This is a genomic window from Myceligenerans salitolerans (assembly GCF_017349295.1).
Taxonomy (GTDB): domain Bacteria; phylum Actinomycetota; class Actinomycetes; order Actinomycetales; family Cellulomonadaceae; genus Myceligenerans; species Myceligenerans salitolerans.
This window is the reverse complement of the sequence record NZ_JAFMPK010000027.1, coordinates 79,513-96,085: the sequence shown is the minus strand read 5'-3', so window position 1 is coordinate 96,085 and position 16,573 is coordinate 79,513. Positions and strand designations below refer to the sequence as shown.

Genomic DNA, 16,573 nt, shown 5'->3' with positions numbered 1-16,573 from the left:
GCCCGCGATGTTTGCGTTAACAGTGCCCCGTGCGCAACAATCGCGATGCCCGACAACCGAGGCGAGAGGACGAGGATGTCCGCAGCACCACCGATACCCCGGCCGCGCCGTGGCGGCCGGCTCAGTGCCCGCGTGTCCCGCGCCGGAGCCGGCTTCGTGACGCCGTTCCTGGTCGCGTTCGCGCTGGTCTTCGTCGCCCCGCTGGCCTACTCCCTGTATCTCAGCCTGTTCCGTACCCAGCTCGTCGGCGGCACACGGTTCGTGGGGCTCGACAACTACGCGGCCGTGTTCGTGGACCCCAAGTTCTGGGACGGCGCCCTGCGCGTCATGCTGTTCCTCGCGGTCCAGGTGCCGGTCATGCTGGCGATCGCCCTCGTGGCGGCGCTCGCCATCGACTCCGGTCGCCTGCACGGGCGCAGGCTCTTCCGGATCGGGCTCTTCCTGCCGTACGCGGTGCCCGGCGTCGTCGCGGCGATGATGTGGGGCTTCATGTACTCCGACCGCGTGGGCCTGACCGGCTCGCTGAACGACCTCGCGGGGTTCGAGCTGCTCGTCCCCTACACGAAGCAGTGGCTCCTGGTGTCGATCGGAAACATCGTCACGTGGGAGTTCGTCGGCTACAACATGCTGATCCTGTACTCCGCGCTGAAGACGGTGCCCGCCGAGACGTACGAAGCGGCCGCCATCGACGGTGCCGGCCAGTTCCGCATCGTCCGCCACATCAAGCTGCCCGCCGTGCGAGGCGCGCTGGTCATCGCCACGGTCTTCTCGATCATCGGCAGCTTCCAGCTGTTCAACGAGCCGCAGATCCTCAAGGGGCTGGTGCCGAACCTCATCCCGACGTCGTACACGCCCAACATCTACGCCTACACGCTGAGCTTCCAGGGCAACCAGGTGAGCTACGCGGCAACGGTCGCGATCGTCATGGGCGTCATCACGGCGGGCATCGCCTACCTCGTGCAGCTGCGCGGCATGCGGAGGGACAGCTGATGGCCGGATACTCCTACTCCCGCCCCCGCCGGTCGATCACGCTCACCGTGCTGCTCGGCTTCCTGCTGGTCTACTCGGTGCTGCCGCTGACCTGGCTGCTGTTCAGCATCACCAAGGACCAGCCGGACCTGCTCGGGTCGTTCGGCCTGTGGTTCGGCGAGGGCTTCGCGCTGTTCGACAACCTGGGCCAGGTGTTCACGTACGACGGCGGGATCTTCTCCCGCTGGTTCCTCAACACCCTGGTCTACGTCGTGGTGGGCGCGGGCGGTGCCACGCTGCTCGCCACAGCGGGAGGCTACGGTCTGGCCAAGTACCGGTTCCGCGGCCGCAACGCGGTGTTCGCCGTCGTCCTCGGGGCGATCGCCGTCCCCGGCACGGCGCTGGCGGTCCCCACGTTCCTGTTGTTCAGCCAGCTCGGGCTGACGAACACCATGTGGGCGATCATCCTGCCCTCCCTGGTGTCGCCGTTCGGCCTCTACCTCATGTGGGTGTTCGCCGCGGAGGCCGTCCCCACGGAGCTCCTCGAGGCGGCCCGGGTCGACGGCGCGAGCGAGCTGCGGACGTTCTTCACGATCTCCCTGCGCCTCCTGGTCCCGGGGATCGTCACGGTCGCGCTGTTCGCGATCGTCGCGACCTGGAACAACTACTTCCTGCCGCTGATCATGCTCAACGACCCCAACCTCTACCCCCTCACCCTCGGCCTGTACCGATGGCTCGCGGACGCGTCCGGTATCGGCGCCGCGCCCGTGTTCCACCTGGTGATCACGGGAGCCTTCCTCACGATCGTGCCGATCGTCGTCGTGTTCCTCGTGCTGCAGCGCTACTGGCAGTCCGGGCTGAGCACGGGATCGGTCAAGCAGTGACGGGCGAGGCCGCCGGGCGCGCCATCGACCGACACCACCCACTGACACCACTCACGACAACGATGCGGAGAATGTCATGAAGAACCACACGATGCGCCGGGTGCTGGCCGCCGGCGCCGGGCTGGCCCTGGCCGGCACCCTCGCCGCCTGCGGGGGTTCCTCCGAGGGCACGGGCGAAGCCGGCGAGGGCGCCACGGCCGAGGAGATCGAGGCCGCGCTCGAGGAGGGCGGCGAACTGACCTACTGGACGTGGACACCGCAGGCCGAGAAGCAGATCGAGGCCTTCGAGACCGCCTACCCGAACGTGACCGTGAACCTGGTCGACACGTCGGGCGCCGCCGACAACAACCAGCAGCTGCAGAACGCGCTGGCGGCCGGTGACGGGGTGCCGGACGTCGTGCAGCTCGAGTACCAGTCGCTGCTCCAGTACCAGCTCCCCGGTCAGCTCACGGACCTGACCGCGTACGGGTTCGGTGAGCTCGAGGACCTGTACACGCCGTCGACCTGGGGCGCCGTCTCCCAGAACGACGGGATCTGGGGCCTGCCCCAGGACAGCGGGCCCATGGCGTTCTTCTACAACGACGCGGTGTTCACCGAGCACGGTGTGGACGTCCCCACCACGTGGGACGAGTACCTCGAGGCCGGCAAGGAGCTGAGGGCGGCCGACCCCGATGTCTGCATCGGCAACGACACCGGCGACCCGGGCCTCACCACGAGCCTCATCTGGCAGGCCGGCGGACAGCCGTTCCGCACGGAGGGTGAGGAGGTCACGATCGACCTCGCCGACGAGGGCACGATGCGGTGGGCCGACATGTACCAGGAGGTCATCGACGCCGACATCCTCTGCGACATCCCCGGGTGGACCGACGAGTGGTACGCGGCCCTCAACGACGGCACCATCGCCTCGATCACGTTCGGCGCCTGGGGGCCGGGCATCCTCGAGTCCGGCGTGCCCGACGGCGCCGGCGACTGGCGGGTCGCCCCCATGCTGACCTACGACGGCACCCCGGTGAACGCCGAGAACGGCGGCTCGGCCGAGGTCGTGCCCGCCGACGCGCCGAACAAGCTGCTCGGTGTCGGCTTCCTCAAGTGGCTCAACTCGAGCGACGAGTCGATCGAGGCGTTCATGGAGACCGGTGGGTTCCCCGCCACCGTGAAGCAGCTCGAGTCCGAGGAGTTCCTCGGGTACGAGTCCGAGTACTTCGGCGGCCAGGCGATCAACGAGGTGCTCGCGGGCGGCGCGGACGGCGTCGTCGAGGGCTGGCAGTACCTGCCGTGGCAGTCCTACGCCAACGACATCTTCGCCGACACGGCGGGCCAGGCGTGGCTCGGTGAGACGAGCCTGGCGGACGGCCTGGCGGCGTGGCAGGCCGAGAACGAGAAGTACGGCACCGACCAGGGCTTCACGGTCGCCGACTGAGTGGAGCCGCCGGCCGGGCCGAGGAAGGAAGACATGACGACGTTCGAGATCGGTGAGCGGGACTTCCTGCTCGACGGTGAGCCCGTGCAGCTCGTCAGCGGCGCGCTGCACTACTTCCGGGTGCATCCCGACCTGTGGGGCGACCGGATCCGCAAGGCGCGGCTCATGGGACTGAACGCGATCGAGACGTACGTGCCGTGGAACTTCCACGCGCCGTCACGGGGGGAGTTCCGCACCACCGGGCGGTACGACCTGGGACGCTTTCTCGACCTGGTCGCGGCCGAGGGCCTGCACGCGATCGTGCGGCCCGGGCCGTACATCTGCGCGGAGTGGGACGGCGGCGGGCTGCCGGCATGGCTGTTCGCCGCCGACGGCGGCCGCGGCGCGGCCGCCGTGCGGTGTGCGGACCCGGGCTTCCTCGCCGCGATCGGCGAGTACTTCGGCGCGCTGCTGCCGATCGTCGCGAAACGACAGGTCACCGCGGGCGGGCCGGTACTGGCGGTGCAGGTGGAGAACGAGTACGGGGCCTACGGGGACGATCCGCCCGAGCGTCGTGAGGTGTACCTGCGGGCTCTCGTGGAGATGCTGCGGGAGCACCTGGACGTGCCCCTGTTCACGGTCGACCAGGCGAACGACCACCACCAGTCCCGCGGCGGCCTGCCCGAGTTGCACCGGATGGCGTCCTTCGGGTCGCGGGCCGCGGAGCGCCTGGAGGTGCTGCGCCGCCACCAGCCGGCGGGGCCACTGATGTGCATGGAGTTCTGGAACGGCTGGTTCGACTCCTGGGGCCGGCACCACCACGTGGCCGCACCGGACGCGAACGCCCGGGACCTCGGCGACCTGCTCGCGGCCGGCGCGTCCGTGAACCTGTACATGTTCCACGGCGGGACGAACTTCGGGCTGACCAACGGCGCCAACGACAAGGGCACCTACCTGCCCATCGCGACGTCCTACGACTACGACGCCCCGCTGTCGGAGCACGGCGCTCCTACGCCGAAGTACTTCGCCATGCGCGACGTGGTCGCGCGATACCGGGAGGTGCCCGACGAGACCCCCGCGGCGGCGCGCCCGGCTCCCACCCTCACGGTCGCGCTGGGGGACACGGTGCCGCTCGCCGACGTGGCCGGGGCTCTCGGGCGTACCGGGTCGCACGAGGGCCTGCCGACGCACGACGACGTCGGGCACTGGTCGGGGCTGAGCGTCTACACGACCCGCGTCCGGGCCGACGACGGCGCGATCACCTTCGCCGAGATCCGTGACCGGGCGATCGCGTTCGTCGACGGGACACCCGTCGGCACGCTGAGCCGGACCCTGGGGGAGCGGACGCTGCCGCTGCCCGCACTGGACGGCGAGCTGACGCTGTTGGTCGAGGACCAGGGCCGGGTCAACTACGGGCCGCGCATCGGCGAGGCGAAGGGGCTGATCGGCCCGGCTCGGACGGCCGTGAGGGAGGTGACGGACTGGTCGGTGACGCCGCTGGAGCTGGACGGGCCGGACGGGCTGCTCGCCTCGGCCGTCCGGGACGTCTTCACCGGGAACGCGCGGCTGTCGCCGGGCCGTGACGACGGTGGAACGGACACCCCGGTGGCCGGTCCCGTGCTCTGCCGTGCGGAGTTCGGGAGCGAGCCCGGTGCGGACCACTTCCTGCGGCTCGACGGCTGGACCAAGGGTCTGGCGTGGGTGAACGGCTGGCCCCTGGGCCGCTACTGGAGCCACGGCCCCACCGGGACGATGTACGTGCCCGGTCCCGTGGTGCGCGAGCAGAACGAGCTCGTGGTCCTGGAACTGCACGGGGCGGCCTCGGCGAAGGTGAGCTTCGTGGCCGAGCCGGAGCTCGGACCCGAGGAGGAGTGAGCGCGGCCGACCCGGACTCGCGGGCAGGGGTGTTCCCTCGTGCGCGGGAGGGCAATAGGGTGAGGCCCGGCGTGGCACCGTTCAGGGCACCGCGATCGCTCGCGGGCAGGCGTTCCCGAGGTTGAGATGACGAATACCGAAGGCAAGGCCCCGTGGCTCCCGCCGCGGTGGTTCATCAGGACCGCCTGGCGCGTCCACCGGTTCCTGTACCGGCTCGGCGGCACGAGGTTCCTGCGGGAGGCGGCCCCGGGCAAGGGCGGCATGCTGCGTCTGGTGGTCACCGGACGCCGGACCGGGGCCGAGCGCGCGGTGATCCTGGCCTACGTGCAGGACGGTGACCGCCTCGTGACCCTCGCGATGAACGGGTGGGGCGAGACGCCACCGCTGTGGTGGCTCAACCTGCGGGCGAACCCCGAGGCGACCGCGCAGACCGTCGAGGGCATCGTCCGGGTGCGTGCCCGTGAGGCCGTCGGCGCCGAGCGCGAGGAGCTCTGGCGCAGGCTCGGCGCCACCGAGGGCTGGGGAGACATCGAGGGGTTCGCGGCGGGACGTCCCGTCGAGACGCCGGTGGTCGTGCTGGACCCCGTGCGCGGCGCCTGAGAGAGGCTTTTTGTCGTCAATGGAGTGTTGACCCGATGTTAACGTTGCCATAGCCTCGGGAGCGGCACCGAGCCGCAGCGGCCGGTGGCCGAAGTGCACTGCGATGAAGGAGTGTGGTTCGTCATGCGACGCATCTACGGGGTCCTCGCGGCCCTGTGCTGCGCGGTCGCCTCGACCCTGGCGTTCGGCCTGCCGGCCGGCGCCGACGAGGTCACCGTGCCCAACGCGACCCAGTTCACGACGACGGACGGCAGCCCCGTCCACGCCCACGGCGGCGGCGTCGTGAAGTCGGGGAGCTACTACTACTGGATCGGCGAGAACCGGCAGCCGGACAACAACGGATTTCGGTACGTCAGCTGTTACCGGTCGAGCGACCTGGCGCACTGGGAGTTCGTCGACAACGTCCTGACCCAGGCCAGCGATCCGGAGCTGCAGCAGGCCAACATCGAGCGCCCCAAGATCATGTACAACGAGTCCACGGACCGCTACGTGATCTGGGCGCACAAGGAGAACGGCGTCGACTACGGCGAGGCGAGGGCCGCCGTCGCCGTCTCCACGACGAACCAGCCCTGCGGAAGCTACGACTACCTGGGCAGTTTCCGCCCGCTCGGCCACATGTCGCGCGACATCGGCGTGTTCGTGGACGACGACGGCACCGGGTACATGTACTCCGCAGCCCGGGAGAACTACGACCTGCACATCTACCGTCTCACCGACGACTACACGGCCATCGACGCGCTCGTCGCCGACCCGTGGCACGGCGGTCACCGCGAGGCCCCCGCCCTGTTCAAGCGGGGCGGCACCTACTTCATGCTCACCTCGGGCGCGACCGGGTGGTCGCCGAACCAGCAGCAGTACGCCACCGCGCCGAGTGTGACCGGCCCCTGGACCGCCATGCGTGACGTCGGCGACTCGACCATGTACGGCTCGCAGACGGCCTTCGTGCTGCCGGTCCAGGGCAGTCAGGGCACCGACTACCTGTACCTGGGCGACCGGTGGGGCAACTCGTTCGGCGGCATCGTCAACGACTCCCGGTACGTGTGGGCGCCGATCGAGTTCCCGAACAGCACCACCATGGAGATCGACTACTTCCCCGAGCTGGTCGTCGACACCGAGGCGGGCACGGTCACCGGTCAGGGTGGGCCGTTCCTCACGCTCGAACCGCGCCACGCGAGCACCTGCGCCGACGTCACGAACAACAACGTGACGGCGGGTGAGCAGCTGAAGACCTACACCTGCAACGGGCAGGGCAACCAGCGGTTCTGGTTCCGCGACGCGGGCAGCGGCCACGTCACGATCGTGGCGCGGCACTCGAACCTGTGCCTCCAGGAGAACGCCACCACGATCACCCAGCAGACCTGCGACGGCGGCACCGACCAGCAGTGGTCGAGCCAGTCCTCGGGCGGCTACCTGACCATCCGGGCCAGGAACACGGGCGAGTGCCTGGACGTCAGTGGCGCGGGTACCGGCTCCGGCGCGCAGATCATCACCTACGCGTGCAACGGCCAGCACAACCAGCAGTGGGAACGCGGCTAGAAAGGCTCTGCCGCCGGGTGCGGCCACCGCACCCGGCGGTGGCCCCTACCCCGCGCCGCTGCTCGACGCCCGGACGATCAGCTGCGGCCCGAGCTGGACCCGGTGGACCGGACGCCCGGGGTCGGCGATGCGGCGCACCAGGAGATCGAGAGCCGCCGCGCCGAGCGCCGCTTTCGGCGGCCGGATGCCGGTGATCGGCGGATCGGCGAGGCCGGCCACCTCGTCGTCGTACGCGACGACGGCAAGGTCCGCGGGAACGCGAAGATCGCGGTCGTGAGCCCGTTCCACCAGGCTGATCGCCTCCGGGTCGGAGTGCACCAGCAGCGCCGTCGTCCCCGACTCCGCGCAGGCGTCCAGGACACGTCCCGCGTCGTCGTGCCAGCCGGGATCCCGGTGGGAGACCGTGTCCAGGTCGAGGCACCCGTCGCCCAGCCCGAGCTCGCCGACGGCCGCACGCCACCCCGCGCGCACGCCGCGGCTGGTCGGACTGGTCCGGGACGTCACCAGGCCGATCCGGGTGTGGCCCTCCGCCGCGAGGTGTCGTACGCCCATGGCAGCGCCCAGGGCGTGGTCCGTCACCGCCGACTCCAGCGGCTCGTGGAACGGTCCGGCCTGGCCGTGGCGCTCGACCAGAACGACCGGCACCCCGAGCGTGGTGAGCCACTCGGCCACCTCCGGGGCGTCCACGGGAGGGCTGACGAGCAGTCCGTCGGTGGACGCCGCCAGCGCGGCGACCTGGCGGCGCACCTCCGCGGCGTCGTACGAGCCGTTGCGCAGGATGATCCGGACGTCGGCGTTCGCGGCGGCGACGCGCGCTCCGCGGATCACCTCGGGATAGTAGTAGTCGAGACTCGGCACGACCATGCCCACGGTGAGGGTCCGGGACTCCGCCTGCCCGGGCGGCTTGCGGGCGAGCGAGCGGTCGGGGGCGGCCGTGCGCGCGGCGGCACCGGCGCCGTCCTGGGCCTCCGGGCGCCCGGGCCCGGCCACGAGCCGCGCCCCGCCGTGCACCCGTTCGAGCACCCCTTCCTCGGCGAGCTGGGCGATGTCGCGGCGTACCGTCACCGGCGTGACGCCGAGCGCCGCGGCCAGGTCGGCGACGCGCGCCCATCCGTCGTCGTGCAGGCGCTGCACGAGACGCGCGCGTCGTTCTGCCGGCAGAAGTGCCGCAGGCTCGGTGGTCATCGCCTGACCTCCTTCGTCGTGGTCGAACCGCCCGGCCGCACGTCGTCGGGACCGGAGCGATGATCGGAACTGATCACTTCTGTCATCCTACTGTGTCGTTCTGCACTTGCGCATCCGGACTTGTCTGAGGTTGACTGTCCGGCATCGATCGTCAGTGATCGAAGCTGACCGATCGGCGATCAACGGAGATAGCTTATGGAGGGCGTGCAGGTGAACCGACCCGAGGTGCTGCTGGCCATGTCTCATGCCACGTACCGCGCCCAGTTCGGTGCCGCCGAGCGGGCCCGGCTGGCAGAGTTGGCCGCGCTCGGCGAACCGGTGCAGGTGGCGAGCCTGGACGAGCCGGGGGCACGCGAGCGGCTGGCCGGCGTCGAGGTGCTGCTCACCTCCTGGGGCGCTCCGCGCCTGACCGCCGACGTCCTGGCCGCCGCCCCCCGCCTGCGGGCCGTGATCCACTGCGCGGGCACCGTGAAGCCCGTCGTGTCCGACGGCGTCTGGGAGCGGGACCTGCTGGTGACCAACGCGGTGGACGCCAACGCCGTCCCCGTCGCCGAGTTCACCTTCGCCGCCATCGTCATGGCGGGCAAGCGCGCGCCGTTCCTGGCCGCCCGTGCCCGCACGGCCCGGGACGACTGGTCGGTCGACGGCATCGGGGACCTGTCCAACCGGGGCAGGACCATCGGGATCGTCGGGTTCTCCCGCACCGGGCGCCGCGTCGTGGAGCGCCTGGCCGCGCTCGACGTGCGCGAGGTGCTCGTCTCCGACCCGTACGCCGACCGGGACGAGGTCAAGGCCGCGGGCGCTCGGCTCGCCGGGCTCGACGAGGTCCTGACCACGAGCGACATCACCTCCCTGCACGCGCCGGCCCTGCCGAGCACCCGCCACCTGATCGGCGCACGCGAACTCGCCCTCATGCCCGACCATGCCACCCTGATCAACACCGCCCGGGGCATGGTCGTGGACACATCGGCGCTCGAGGCCGAGTGCCGGACGGGACGGCTCTTCGCGATCCTCGACGTGACCGACCCCGAGCCGCTACCCGCCGACTCGGTGCTGTACGACCTGCCGAACGTCATGATCACGCCCCACATCGCGGGATCGCTGGGAACGGAGACACGCCGGATGACCGCCGCGGCGCTGGACGAGCTGGAGCTGTACGTGCGCGGTGAGGCGCCGGCGTCGCCGGTCACCCGCGAGAGCCTGGAGACCAGCGCATGAGCGCCTACGGGCGGGACGGGATGACGCGCGACGAGCTCGCGGCGTTCGCCGACGGACTTCTGACCGCCGCGCTCGGGCACGCGTCGGCGTCGGGCAGCCTGATCACCCTGCCGGGTGAGCCGGGAGGCTACGGCACCCGGGTCGACGGGCTCGAGGGCTATGCCCGCACGTTCCTGGCCGCCGGGTTCCGTCTGGCCGGCGAGGGCGGCACGGACCCGCTGAACCTCGCCGAGCGGTATGCCGCGGGACTGGCTGCCGGTACCGACCCGGACCACCCCGAGCGCTGGGTGACGCCGGTCGAGCACCCGCAGGCGAAGGTCGAGGCCGCCTCGATCGCCCTGATCCTGGACATGACACGACCGTGGATCTGGGACCGCCTCACCCCGCTGGTGCAGGAGCAGGTGGTCGACTACCTGAGTGCCGTGGTGGGTGACGACACCTACCCGCACTGCAACTGGGTGTGGTTCCGGATCGTCGTGGAGACGTTCCTCCGGTCCGTCGGCGGGCCGTGGTCCGGCGACGACATCGCGGCCGATCTCGCCGCCCACGACTCGTTCCTCCGGGCCGACGGCTGGTTCGCGGACGGCGACGAACGGTCCTACGACCACTACGCCGGGTGGGCCCTGCACCTGTACCCGGTGCTCTGGGCGCGGATGTCGGGCGCGGTCGAGGCGGACGCGCCCGCCGGTGACGCCGGGATGCCGTCCCTGACCCGCCGCGAGCGCGACGCCGCGCACCTGGACACGTTCCTGACCGGCGCGGTCGGGCTGATCGGTGCCGACGGCGGGCCACTCGTCCAGGGCCGGTCGCTCACCTACCGGTTCGCGGCCGCCGCGCCGTTCTGGGCCGGCGCGATCGCGGGCGTCCCGGGCACGTCGCCGGGCCTGCTGCGCCAGGCCGCCACACGTGTGGTGGGCCACTTCGCCGATCACGGCGTACCCGGACCGGACGGTCTGCTGACACTCGGCTGGCACCACCCCTGGAGGTCCATCGCGCAACGGTACAGCGGCACGGGCTCGCCGTACTGGGCGGCCAAGGGCCTGGTCGGGCTCGCGCTGTCCGCGGACCACCCGGTGTGGACCGCGCCGGCGGAACCGCTCCCGGTCGAGCGGGAGGACACGGTGAGCCTCTTCCGCGCACCCGGCTGGGCCGTGTCGGCGACAGCCGCCGACGGTGTCGTTCGGGTGGTCAACCACGGTACGGACCACGCTCGTGAGGGCGACCGCGTGGGCGACTCGCCGTTGTACGCCCGGCTCGGCTACTCGACCGCGACGTCGCCGCTCCTGGACACGCCGGCGTGGACACGCCCCGGGGACCAGTCGGTGGTGCTGCTCGACGGCGCCGGCCGGGCGACCCACCGCACCGGGTTCCGGACCCTGGGTACGGAGCTGGTCGACGGGACGTGCGCCGTGCTCGCCTCCGTCGCGGAGGCGCACTGGCTCGACGCCGATCCCACCGCACCCGATCACGGCTCGGGCCGGCCCGGTACCGCGGCGAGGGCCGGGACCGTCACGACCGTCTCGGTGGTCCGCGGGGCGTGGGAGGTACGGTGCGTCCGTGTCGATGCCCTCGCCACCGGCGACGACGGCACTCCGTCGGCCCGGTCGCTGGAGATCAGCGGCTGGGCGGTGAGCGGGAGCGAGATCTCCCACGGCGCGTCCGGTCACGTGGTGGCGGGCGGGATGCGGTCCCGGGTGGTCCCGCTCAGCGGCGCGCTGCGGGCCGGCACCCGGGAGGCGGCGGACGCGACACCGCTGGGACCGCGGTCCGCCGTGCCCTTCGGGCACCTGGACCCGGACGCCACGGTCCCGATCGGGACCTGGCTCGCCGTCGCGGTCGAACTCGCCGGCGGCACCGGGCCGACGGCCACCGCCTCGCCCGGGGCGGCACCCCGGCTCGACCTTCCGCACGCCGCCGGTGACGGTGCGGTCGTGCACTGGCCCGACGGCACGCGGACCGCCGTCGTCCTCCCGCCACCCGAACCACGGTCCGACGCGACCTGAAGACCGTCGTCCCCCGCCGATGCGGGGACGATCCCTACTCGAAGGAGAGTACGCAATGAACCGCAAGATCATCACCACAGTGGGAGCCGCCGCGGCGGCGTCCCTCGTCCTGGCCGGCTGCGGCGGAGGCGACGCGTCCTCCGGCGGCGAGGGCTCGGACGGCGAGGTGACCATCAGCCTGGCCGGATGGGACTTCGCCTCCACGCCCGAGTTCGAGACGCTGGCCACGGCGTACGAGGAGCAGAACCCCGACGTCACGGTGGAGCTCAAGGAGTACCCGGCCGGCGAGGAGTACGACACCGCGCTGACGGCCGACCTGGCGGCCGGCACCGCGCCCGACGTCTTCATCGTCAAGAACCTGAAGAACTACGTCACGTTCCAGGAGGGCGGCACCCTGCTGGACATCTCCGACGTGGCCGCCGAGCTCGATCCCGCCACCGGTGGTCTCGAGCCCATGGCGGTCGACGGGGCGACGTACGCCGTGCCCTACCGCCAGGACTCGTGGCTGCTGTACTACAACAAGGAACTGTTCGACCAGGCCGGCGTGGAGTACCCGGACGGCTCGTGGACGTGGGACGACTACGCCGACGCCGCGGCCGAGCTCACCGAGGGAATCGGCGAGAAGGACGTGACGGGCGCCTACCTGCACGGCTGGCAGTCCACGGTCCAGGGTTTCGCCCTCGCGCAGACCGAGGGGGCATCGCTGGACAGCGGCGACTTCAGCTTCCTCGCGCCCTACTACGAGCGGCAGCTGGCGATGCAGGACGAGGGTTCGCAGCCCAGCTATGCCACCGTCACCACCAACGAACTCGCCTACCAGTCGCAGTTCGGCACCCAGAAGGCCGCGATGACCGTGATGGGCTCGTGGTACATCGGGACGCTGGTGGCGGAGCAGGCGTCGGGTGACGCGGACGAGTTCGAGTGGGGCCTGGCTCCCGCCCCGCAGTTCGACGAGTCCACCACCGGAACCGACAACACCCCGGTGACCTTCGGTGACCCCACGACGATGGGCATCAACGCGGGCATCGACGAGGCCGAGGCCGACGCCGCGAAGGACTTCCTGAAGTTCGCCGCGGGCCCGGAGGGCGCGGCAGCGCTCGCCGAGATCGGTATCACGCCGGCCCTCATCGACGACGCCGTGGCCGACACGGTCTTCGCGCTCGACGGCGTCCCGCAGGACGACCTGTCGCGGTTCGCGTACACGACCCACGAGACCCTGCCGGAGAACCCGGTGGGCGTGAACACGGCGGCGATCCAGACGATCCTCGGCGACCTCCACTCGGCGGTCATGTCGGAGTCGGAGACGGTCGACGACGCCATCGCGAACGCGCAGGAGCGCGTCGCCAACGAGGTCGGCTGACCGCCGACCGCTGACCGCCCGCCGCGCGACGGCCGCGCCGTCGCGCGGCGGGCACCGCCCCACCAGCCCCTCGACGAGGAGAACGACCCATGGCGACACCCGTCGTCGACAACCAGGGAGCCCTCGGGCTGCCGTACCCCGACCCCCCGCGGCGGCGCGCGCCCAGGACGTCGCTCAAGCTCCGCAACGCACTGGTCGGCTGGACGTTCGTCCTGCCGAACTTCGCCGGGTTCGCGGTGCTCACCCTGATTCCCGTGCTCCTGCTGTTCTACTACTCGCTGACGAGCTGGAACATCTTCGGCAACGCGGACTGGGTGGGGCTCGAGAACTACCGGCGGCTGCTCGCGGACCAGAGCTTCCACATCGCCCTCGGCAACACCTTCTACTACGCCGCCTTCCACATCCCGCTGACGATCGCGGCCTCCCTGGGCCTCGCGCTCCTGCTCAACCAGAAGCTGCGCGGCGCGGCGTTCTTCCGCACGGTGGCGTTCTTCCCGTACGTCACGTCGATCGTCGCGGTCGCCGTCGTGTGGAACATGCTGTTCAGCCCGGAGTTCGGGCCGATCAACCAGTTCATCGGCATGTTCGTCGGCGGGGAGCTGCCGGGCTGGACCGTCTCCAAGGACTGGGCCATGCCCGCCGTCATCATCGTGGGCACCTGGCGCTACATGGGCTACTACATGCTGCTGTTCCTCGCCGGGCTGCAGACCGTCCCGACCGAGCTGCACGAGGCGGCCCGGATCGACGGCGCCGGCGTGTGGCAGCGGTTCTGGAACGTGACCCTGCCGTGCCTGCGGCCCACCATGTTCCTGGTCACCGTCATGGTGACCATCGAGAGCTTCAAGGTCTTCGACCTGATCCTCGTCATGACCGAGGGCGGGCCGGGACAGGCCACCCTCGTGCTGAGCCAGTACATCTGGCAGAAGGGCTTCGAGCAGTTCGAGCTCGGGTACGCCTCGTCCGTCGCCGTCGTCCTGTTCCTCATCTGCATCGGCGTGACCGTCGTGCAGTTCCTGTACAACAAGCGGAGGGATGCGTGATGGCCACCCGTCCGAGCGCGCTCCGGAAGACCGGTCGCGTCCTGCTGTACCTGGCGATGATCGTCGCCGCCGCAGGGATCCTGCTGCCCTTCGCCTGGATGGTCATCTCCTCGCTCAAGACCAACAACCAGGTCTTCACCGCGCCCATCGAATGGATCCCCGACCCGTTCCGGTGGCGCAACTACGTCGACATCTGGATCAAGGGCGACATGGTCACCTGGGTGCGCAACACCATGACCGTCTCCGTCGTGGTGACCCTGCTCCAGGTGGTGACCGGAAGCTTCGCCGCCTACGGCTTCGCCAAGACGCGCTTCCCCGGGCGTGACGCGCTGTTCCTGCTGTACATCGGCACGATCGCGGTGCCCTGGGCGTCGTACATGATCCCGCAGTTCCAGATGCTCTCGAGCTGGGGGCTGGCGAACACCCTCTACTCCATCATGCTGCTGCAGGCGTTCGGGGCGTTCGGTGTGTTCCTCATGAAGCAGTACTACGAGTCGATCCCCGACTCGCTGTGCGAGGCCGCCCGCATCGACGGGCTGTCCGAGTACGGCATCTGGTGGCGCATCATGCTGCCGCTGTCCGTGCCGGCGCTCGCGTCCCTCACGATCATCACGTTCGTCACCACCTGGAACGACTACCTCGGCCCGCTGATCTACCTGCGCGACCGGGAGCTGTGGACCATCCAGCTCGGCCTCCAGCGCTTCGTCGGCGACTACAACGCCGAGCATGCGCTGATCATGACCGGTTCGGTGCTGTCCGTGCTGCCGATCGCCATCGTGTTCCTGCTCGGGCAGCGGTACTTCGTCCAGGGCATCGCGACCACGGGCGTCAAGGGATGAGCGCCGTGGGCGTGACGTCGGGGACGGTGGACCGCCGGGCGGGCGTCACCGGCACGCGCCGACGACGCCTGATCGGACCGGAGACCTACGAGATGGTCTTCGGCACGCTCTACACGGGGCTGGCGACGAACATGCTGCTCGCGATCGCCTGCCTCCCCACGGCGTTCCTGCTGGTGGCGACCGACATCGCTAGGACATGGCCCGCGCTCGTGGTGACGGCGCCCCTGGCCGGCCCGGCGCTGGCGGCCGCCTTCGCGGTCTTCGGGGAGTTCAGTGCCGGCGGCACGACGACGCCCGTGCGCACCTTCGCCCGGGCGTGGCGCCGGCACCTGCGCCGGGGGCTTGCCCTCGGCGCACTGGCGACGGGCGTCGCGGTCGTGCTCGTCGTGGACATCGTGTTCTTCTGGGGCCGGACGGCAGGCGCCGTCGTCATCCCGGTGTTCGCGACACTCACGGCCGGGACCGTGGTGACCGCATTCCTGGCACTCGCCCTGACTCCGGAGCAGCCCACAGCCCGCCTGCGTGACCTGCTGCGCGCCGGTCTGTTCCTCGGCGCCCGGCGCTGGTACCTGAGCGCGGGCATCGTCCTCGTACTCGCGCTCCTGGCATCGATCGTCACGACACGGCCGGCTGTCGGCCTGGGCTTCGCGGCGGCGCCGCTCCTCTTCGCAGCCTGGGGAGCGGCACGCTTCGCGCTGCGCAGCCCGGCTGACCAGACCGCGGCATGAGGTTCCCGGCGCAGGCGTGAGTTCGCCTGCGCCGGGATCGCCTCATGGGTCCGTCAGGCCGAACGCTCCGCCATCTCGACGACGTTGGCCAGCAGCATCGCCCGGGTCATCGGTCCGACGCCGCCCGGGTTGGGGGAGTACCACGACGCCTTCTCGCGGGCTTCGGCCGAGACGTCCCCCACCACCCGGGACTTGCCCGTCGTGGGGTCCGTCTCGCGGGAGACGCCCACGTCGACGAGCACGGCGCCGAGCTTGACCATGTCGGCCGACACGATGTCCTTGACCCCGGCCGCCGCGACGACGACGTCGGCCCGGCGCACCAGGCCCTCGAGATCCCGCGTGCCCGTGTGGGTCAGCGTCACGGTCGCGTTGACCGAGCGCCGCGTGAGCAGCAGCCCGATCGGCCGGCCCACGGTCACCCCGCGGCCCAGCACGACGACCTCCTTGCCCTTCAGGTCGACGTCGTGCCGCAGCATCAGGTCGATGATCCCGCGCGGCGTGCACGGCAACGGCGAGGTGATCTCCTCGTTGACCCGCAGCACGAGACGTCCCAGGTTGGTCGGGTGCAGCCCGTCGGCGTCCTTGTCGGGGTCGACGAGCTCCAGGATCCGGTTGGTGTCGATGCCCTTCGGCAGCGGAAGCTGCACGATGTATCCCGTGCAGGCGGGATCCTCGTTCAGGCGGCGGACGGCCGCCTCGATCTCCTCCTGGGTGGCGTCGGCGGGCAGGTCCTCGCGGATCGAGGAGATGCCCACCTCCGCGCAGTCCTTGTGCTTGCCGTTCACGTACCACCGGGACCCGGGGTCGTCGCCGACGAGCAGCGTGCCGAGGCCGGGCGCCGTGCCCCGCGCGGACAGCGCCGTGACGCGCTCGCGCAGTTCCGCCTTGATCTCGGCGGCGGTGGCCTTCCCGTCAAGAATCTGTGCCATGGGCGTTC

14 protein-coding genes are annotated in these 16,573 nt (G+C 70.9%); 12 read left to right on the top strand and 2 right to left on the bottom strand.

Annotated elements, in window-relative coordinates; all coding sequences use genetic code 11:
- Nucleotides 1–75: 75 nt before the first annotated feature.
- From J0911_RS05845 to J0911_RS05820, 6 genes are all read left to right on the top strand, one after another.
- Nucleotides 76–990 carry a carbohydrate ABC transporter permease gene (locus tag J0911_RS05845; RefSeq protein ID WP_207274528.1) on the top strand — a complete coding sequence of 305 codons (915 nt, stop codon included), beginning with the start codon at nucleotides 76–78 and terminating at the stop codon, nucleotides 988–990.
- The gene (locus tag J0911_RS05840; protein ID WP_207274527.1) at nucleotides 990–1,853 is read left to right on the top strand and encodes a carbohydrate ABC transporter permease; all 864 of its coding nucleotides are present in this window, start codon (nucleotides 990–992) and stop codon (nucleotides 1,851–1,853) included. The genes J0911_RS05845 and J0911_RS05840 overlap by 1 nt, the downstream gene beginning before the upstream one ends.
- Before the next feature lie 76 nt (nucleotides 1,854–1,929).
- Entirely contained in the window at nucleotides 1,930–3,273 is a 1,344-nt protein-coding gene (locus J0911_RS05835) for an extracellular solute-binding protein (RefSeq protein ID WP_207274526.1), read from the top strand.
- Nucleotides 3,274–3,306: 33 nt separating this feature from the next.
- Complete coding sequence (locus tag J0911_RS05830; protein WP_207274525.1) at nucleotides 3,307–5,127, top strand: glycoside hydrolase family 35 protein; 1,821 nt, start codon at nucleotides 3,307–3,309, stop codon at nucleotides 5,125–5,127.
- Between the two features lie 126 nt (nucleotides 5,128–5,253).
- Nucleotides 5,254–5,727, top strand: a complete 474-nt coding sequence (locus J0911_RS05825) for a nitroreductase/quinone reductase family protein (RefSeq protein ID WP_207274524.1) — start codon at nucleotides 5,254–5,256, stop codon at nucleotides 5,725–5,727.
- A gap of 123 nt (nucleotides 5,728–5,850) precedes the next feature.
- Nucleotides 5,851–7,263 (top strand): RICIN domain-containing protein, encoded by a 1,413-nt coding sequence (locus J0911_RS05820; RefSeq protein WP_207274523.1) that lies wholly within the window; start codon nucleotides 5,851–5,853, stop codon nucleotides 7,261–7,263.
- A 45-nt stretch (nucleotides 7,264–7,308) separates the two neighbouring features.
- Here J0911_RS05820 and J0911_RS05815 read toward each other — a convergent pair whose 3' ends face one another.
- Entirely contained in the window at nucleotides 7,309–8,448 is a 1,140-nt protein-coding gene (locus tag J0911_RS05815) for a substrate-binding domain-containing protein (protein WP_207274522.1), read from the bottom strand.
- A gap of 210 nt (nucleotides 8,449–8,658) precedes the next feature.
- Between J0911_RS05815 and J0911_RS05810 the strand changes: the two genes are divergently transcribed.
- The 6 genes from J0911_RS05810 (at nucleotide 8,659) to J0911_RS05785 (ending at nucleotide 15,636) form a co-directional block, all read left to right on the top strand.
- Nucleotides 8,659–9,666 (top strand): hydroxyacid dehydrogenase, encoded by a 1,008-nt coding sequence (locus J0911_RS05810; RefSeq protein ID WP_307864933.1) that lies wholly within the window; start codon nucleotides 8,659–8,661, stop codon nucleotides 9,664–9,666.
- Nucleotides 9,663–11,669 (top strand): DUF2264 domain-containing protein, encoded by a 2,007-nt coding sequence (locus J0911_RS05805; protein ID WP_207274520.1) that lies wholly within the window; start codon nucleotides 9,663–9,665, stop codon nucleotides 11,667–11,669. Before J0911_RS05810 ends, J0911_RS05805 begins: the two co-directional genes overlap by 4 nt.
- A gap of 55 nt (nucleotides 11,670–11,724) precedes the next feature.
- Entirely contained in the window at nucleotides 11,725–13,029 is a 1,305-nt protein-coding gene (locus J0911_RS05800; protein WP_207274519.1) for an ABC transporter substrate-binding protein, read from the top strand.
- Between the two features lie 89 nt (nucleotides 13,030–13,118).
- Nucleotides 13,119–14,069 carry a carbohydrate ABC transporter permease gene (locus J0911_RS05795; RefSeq protein ID WP_207274518.1) on the top strand — a complete coding sequence of 317 codons (951 nt, stop codon included), beginning with the start codon at nucleotides 13,119–13,121 and terminating at the stop codon, nucleotides 14,067–14,069.
- The gene (locus J0911_RS05790) at nucleotides 14,069–14,908 is read left to right on the top strand and encodes a carbohydrate ABC transporter permease (protein ID WP_207274517.1); all 840 of its coding nucleotides are present in this window, start codon (nucleotides 14,069–14,071) and stop codon (nucleotides 14,906–14,908) included. Before J0911_RS05795 ends, J0911_RS05790 begins: the two co-directional genes overlap by 1 nt.
- Before the next feature lie 5 nt (nucleotides 14,909–14,913).
- Nucleotides 14,914–15,636: a DUF624 domain-containing protein gene (locus tag J0911_RS05785; protein ID WP_207274516.1), complete on the top strand. Its 723-nt coding sequence runs from the start codon at nucleotides 14,914–14,916 to the stop codon at nucleotides 15,634–15,636.
- 53 nt (nucleotides 15,637–15,689) lie between these two features.
- On the opposite strand, the gene J0911_RS05780 is transcribed toward J0911_RS05785, so the two are convergent.
- Nucleotides 15,690–16,565, bottom strand: coding sequence for a bifunctional methylenetetrahydrofolate dehydrogenase/methenyltetrahydrofolate cyclohydrolase (locus J0911_RS05780; protein WP_207274515.1), 876 nt, complete (start codon nucleotides 16,563–16,565; stop codon nucleotides 15,690–15,692).
- Nucleotides 16,566–16,573 lie beyond the last annotated feature (8 nt).

What these genes read in the sequence shown, in the direction of transcription:
- J0911_RS05825 (WP_207274524.1), top strand. Translation starts at nt 5,254, where the DNA reads ATGACGAATACCGAAGGCAAGGCCCCGTGGCTCCCGCCGCGGTGGTTC.
- J0911_RS05830 (WP_207274525.1), top strand. Translation starts at nt 3,307, where the DNA reads ATGACGACGTTCGAGATCGGTGAGCGGGACTTCCTGCTCGACGGTGAG.
- J0911_RS05815 (WP_207274522.1), bottom strand. Translation starts at nt 8,448, where the DNA reads ATGACCACCGAGCCTGCGGCACTTCTGCCGGCAGAACGACGCGCGCGT.
- J0911_RS05845 (WP_207274528.1), top strand. Translation starts at nt 76, where the DNA reads ATGTCCGCAGCACCACCGATACCCCGGCCGCGCCGTGGCGGCCGGCTC.
- J0911_RS05835 (WP_207274526.1), top strand. Translation starts at nt 1,930, where the DNA reads ATGAAGAACCACACGATGCGCCGGGTGCTGGCCGCCGGCGCCGGGCTG.
- J0911_RS05805 (WP_207274520.1), top strand. Translation starts at nt 9,663, where the DNA reads ATGAGCGCCTACGGGCGGGACGGGATGACGCGCGACGAGCTCGCGGCG.
- J0911_RS05820 (WP_207274523.1), top strand. Translation starts at nt 5,851, where the DNA reads ATGCGACGCATCTACGGGGTCCTCGCGGCCCTGTGCTGCGCGGTCGCC.
- J0911_RS05780 (WP_207274515.1), bottom strand. Translation starts at nt 16,565, where the DNA reads ATGGCACAGATTCTTGACGGGAAGGCCACCGCCGCCGAGATCAAGGCG.
- J0911_RS05795 (WP_207274518.1), top strand. Translation starts at nt 13,119, where the DNA reads ATGGCGACACCCGTCGTCGACAACCAGGGAGCCCTCGGGCTGCCGTAC.
- J0911_RS05800 (WP_207274519.1), top strand. Translation starts at nt 11,725, where the DNA reads ATGAACCGCAAGATCATCACCACAGTGGGAGCCGCCGCGGCGGCGTCC.
- J0911_RS05840 (WP_207274527.1), top strand. Translation starts at nt 990, where the DNA reads ATGGCCGGATACTCCTACTCCCGCCCCCGCCGGTCGATCACGCTCACC.
- J0911_RS05790 (WP_207274517.1), top strand. Translation starts at nt 14,069, where the DNA reads ATGGCCACCCGTCCGAGCGCGCTCCGGAAGACCGGTCGCGTCCTGCTG.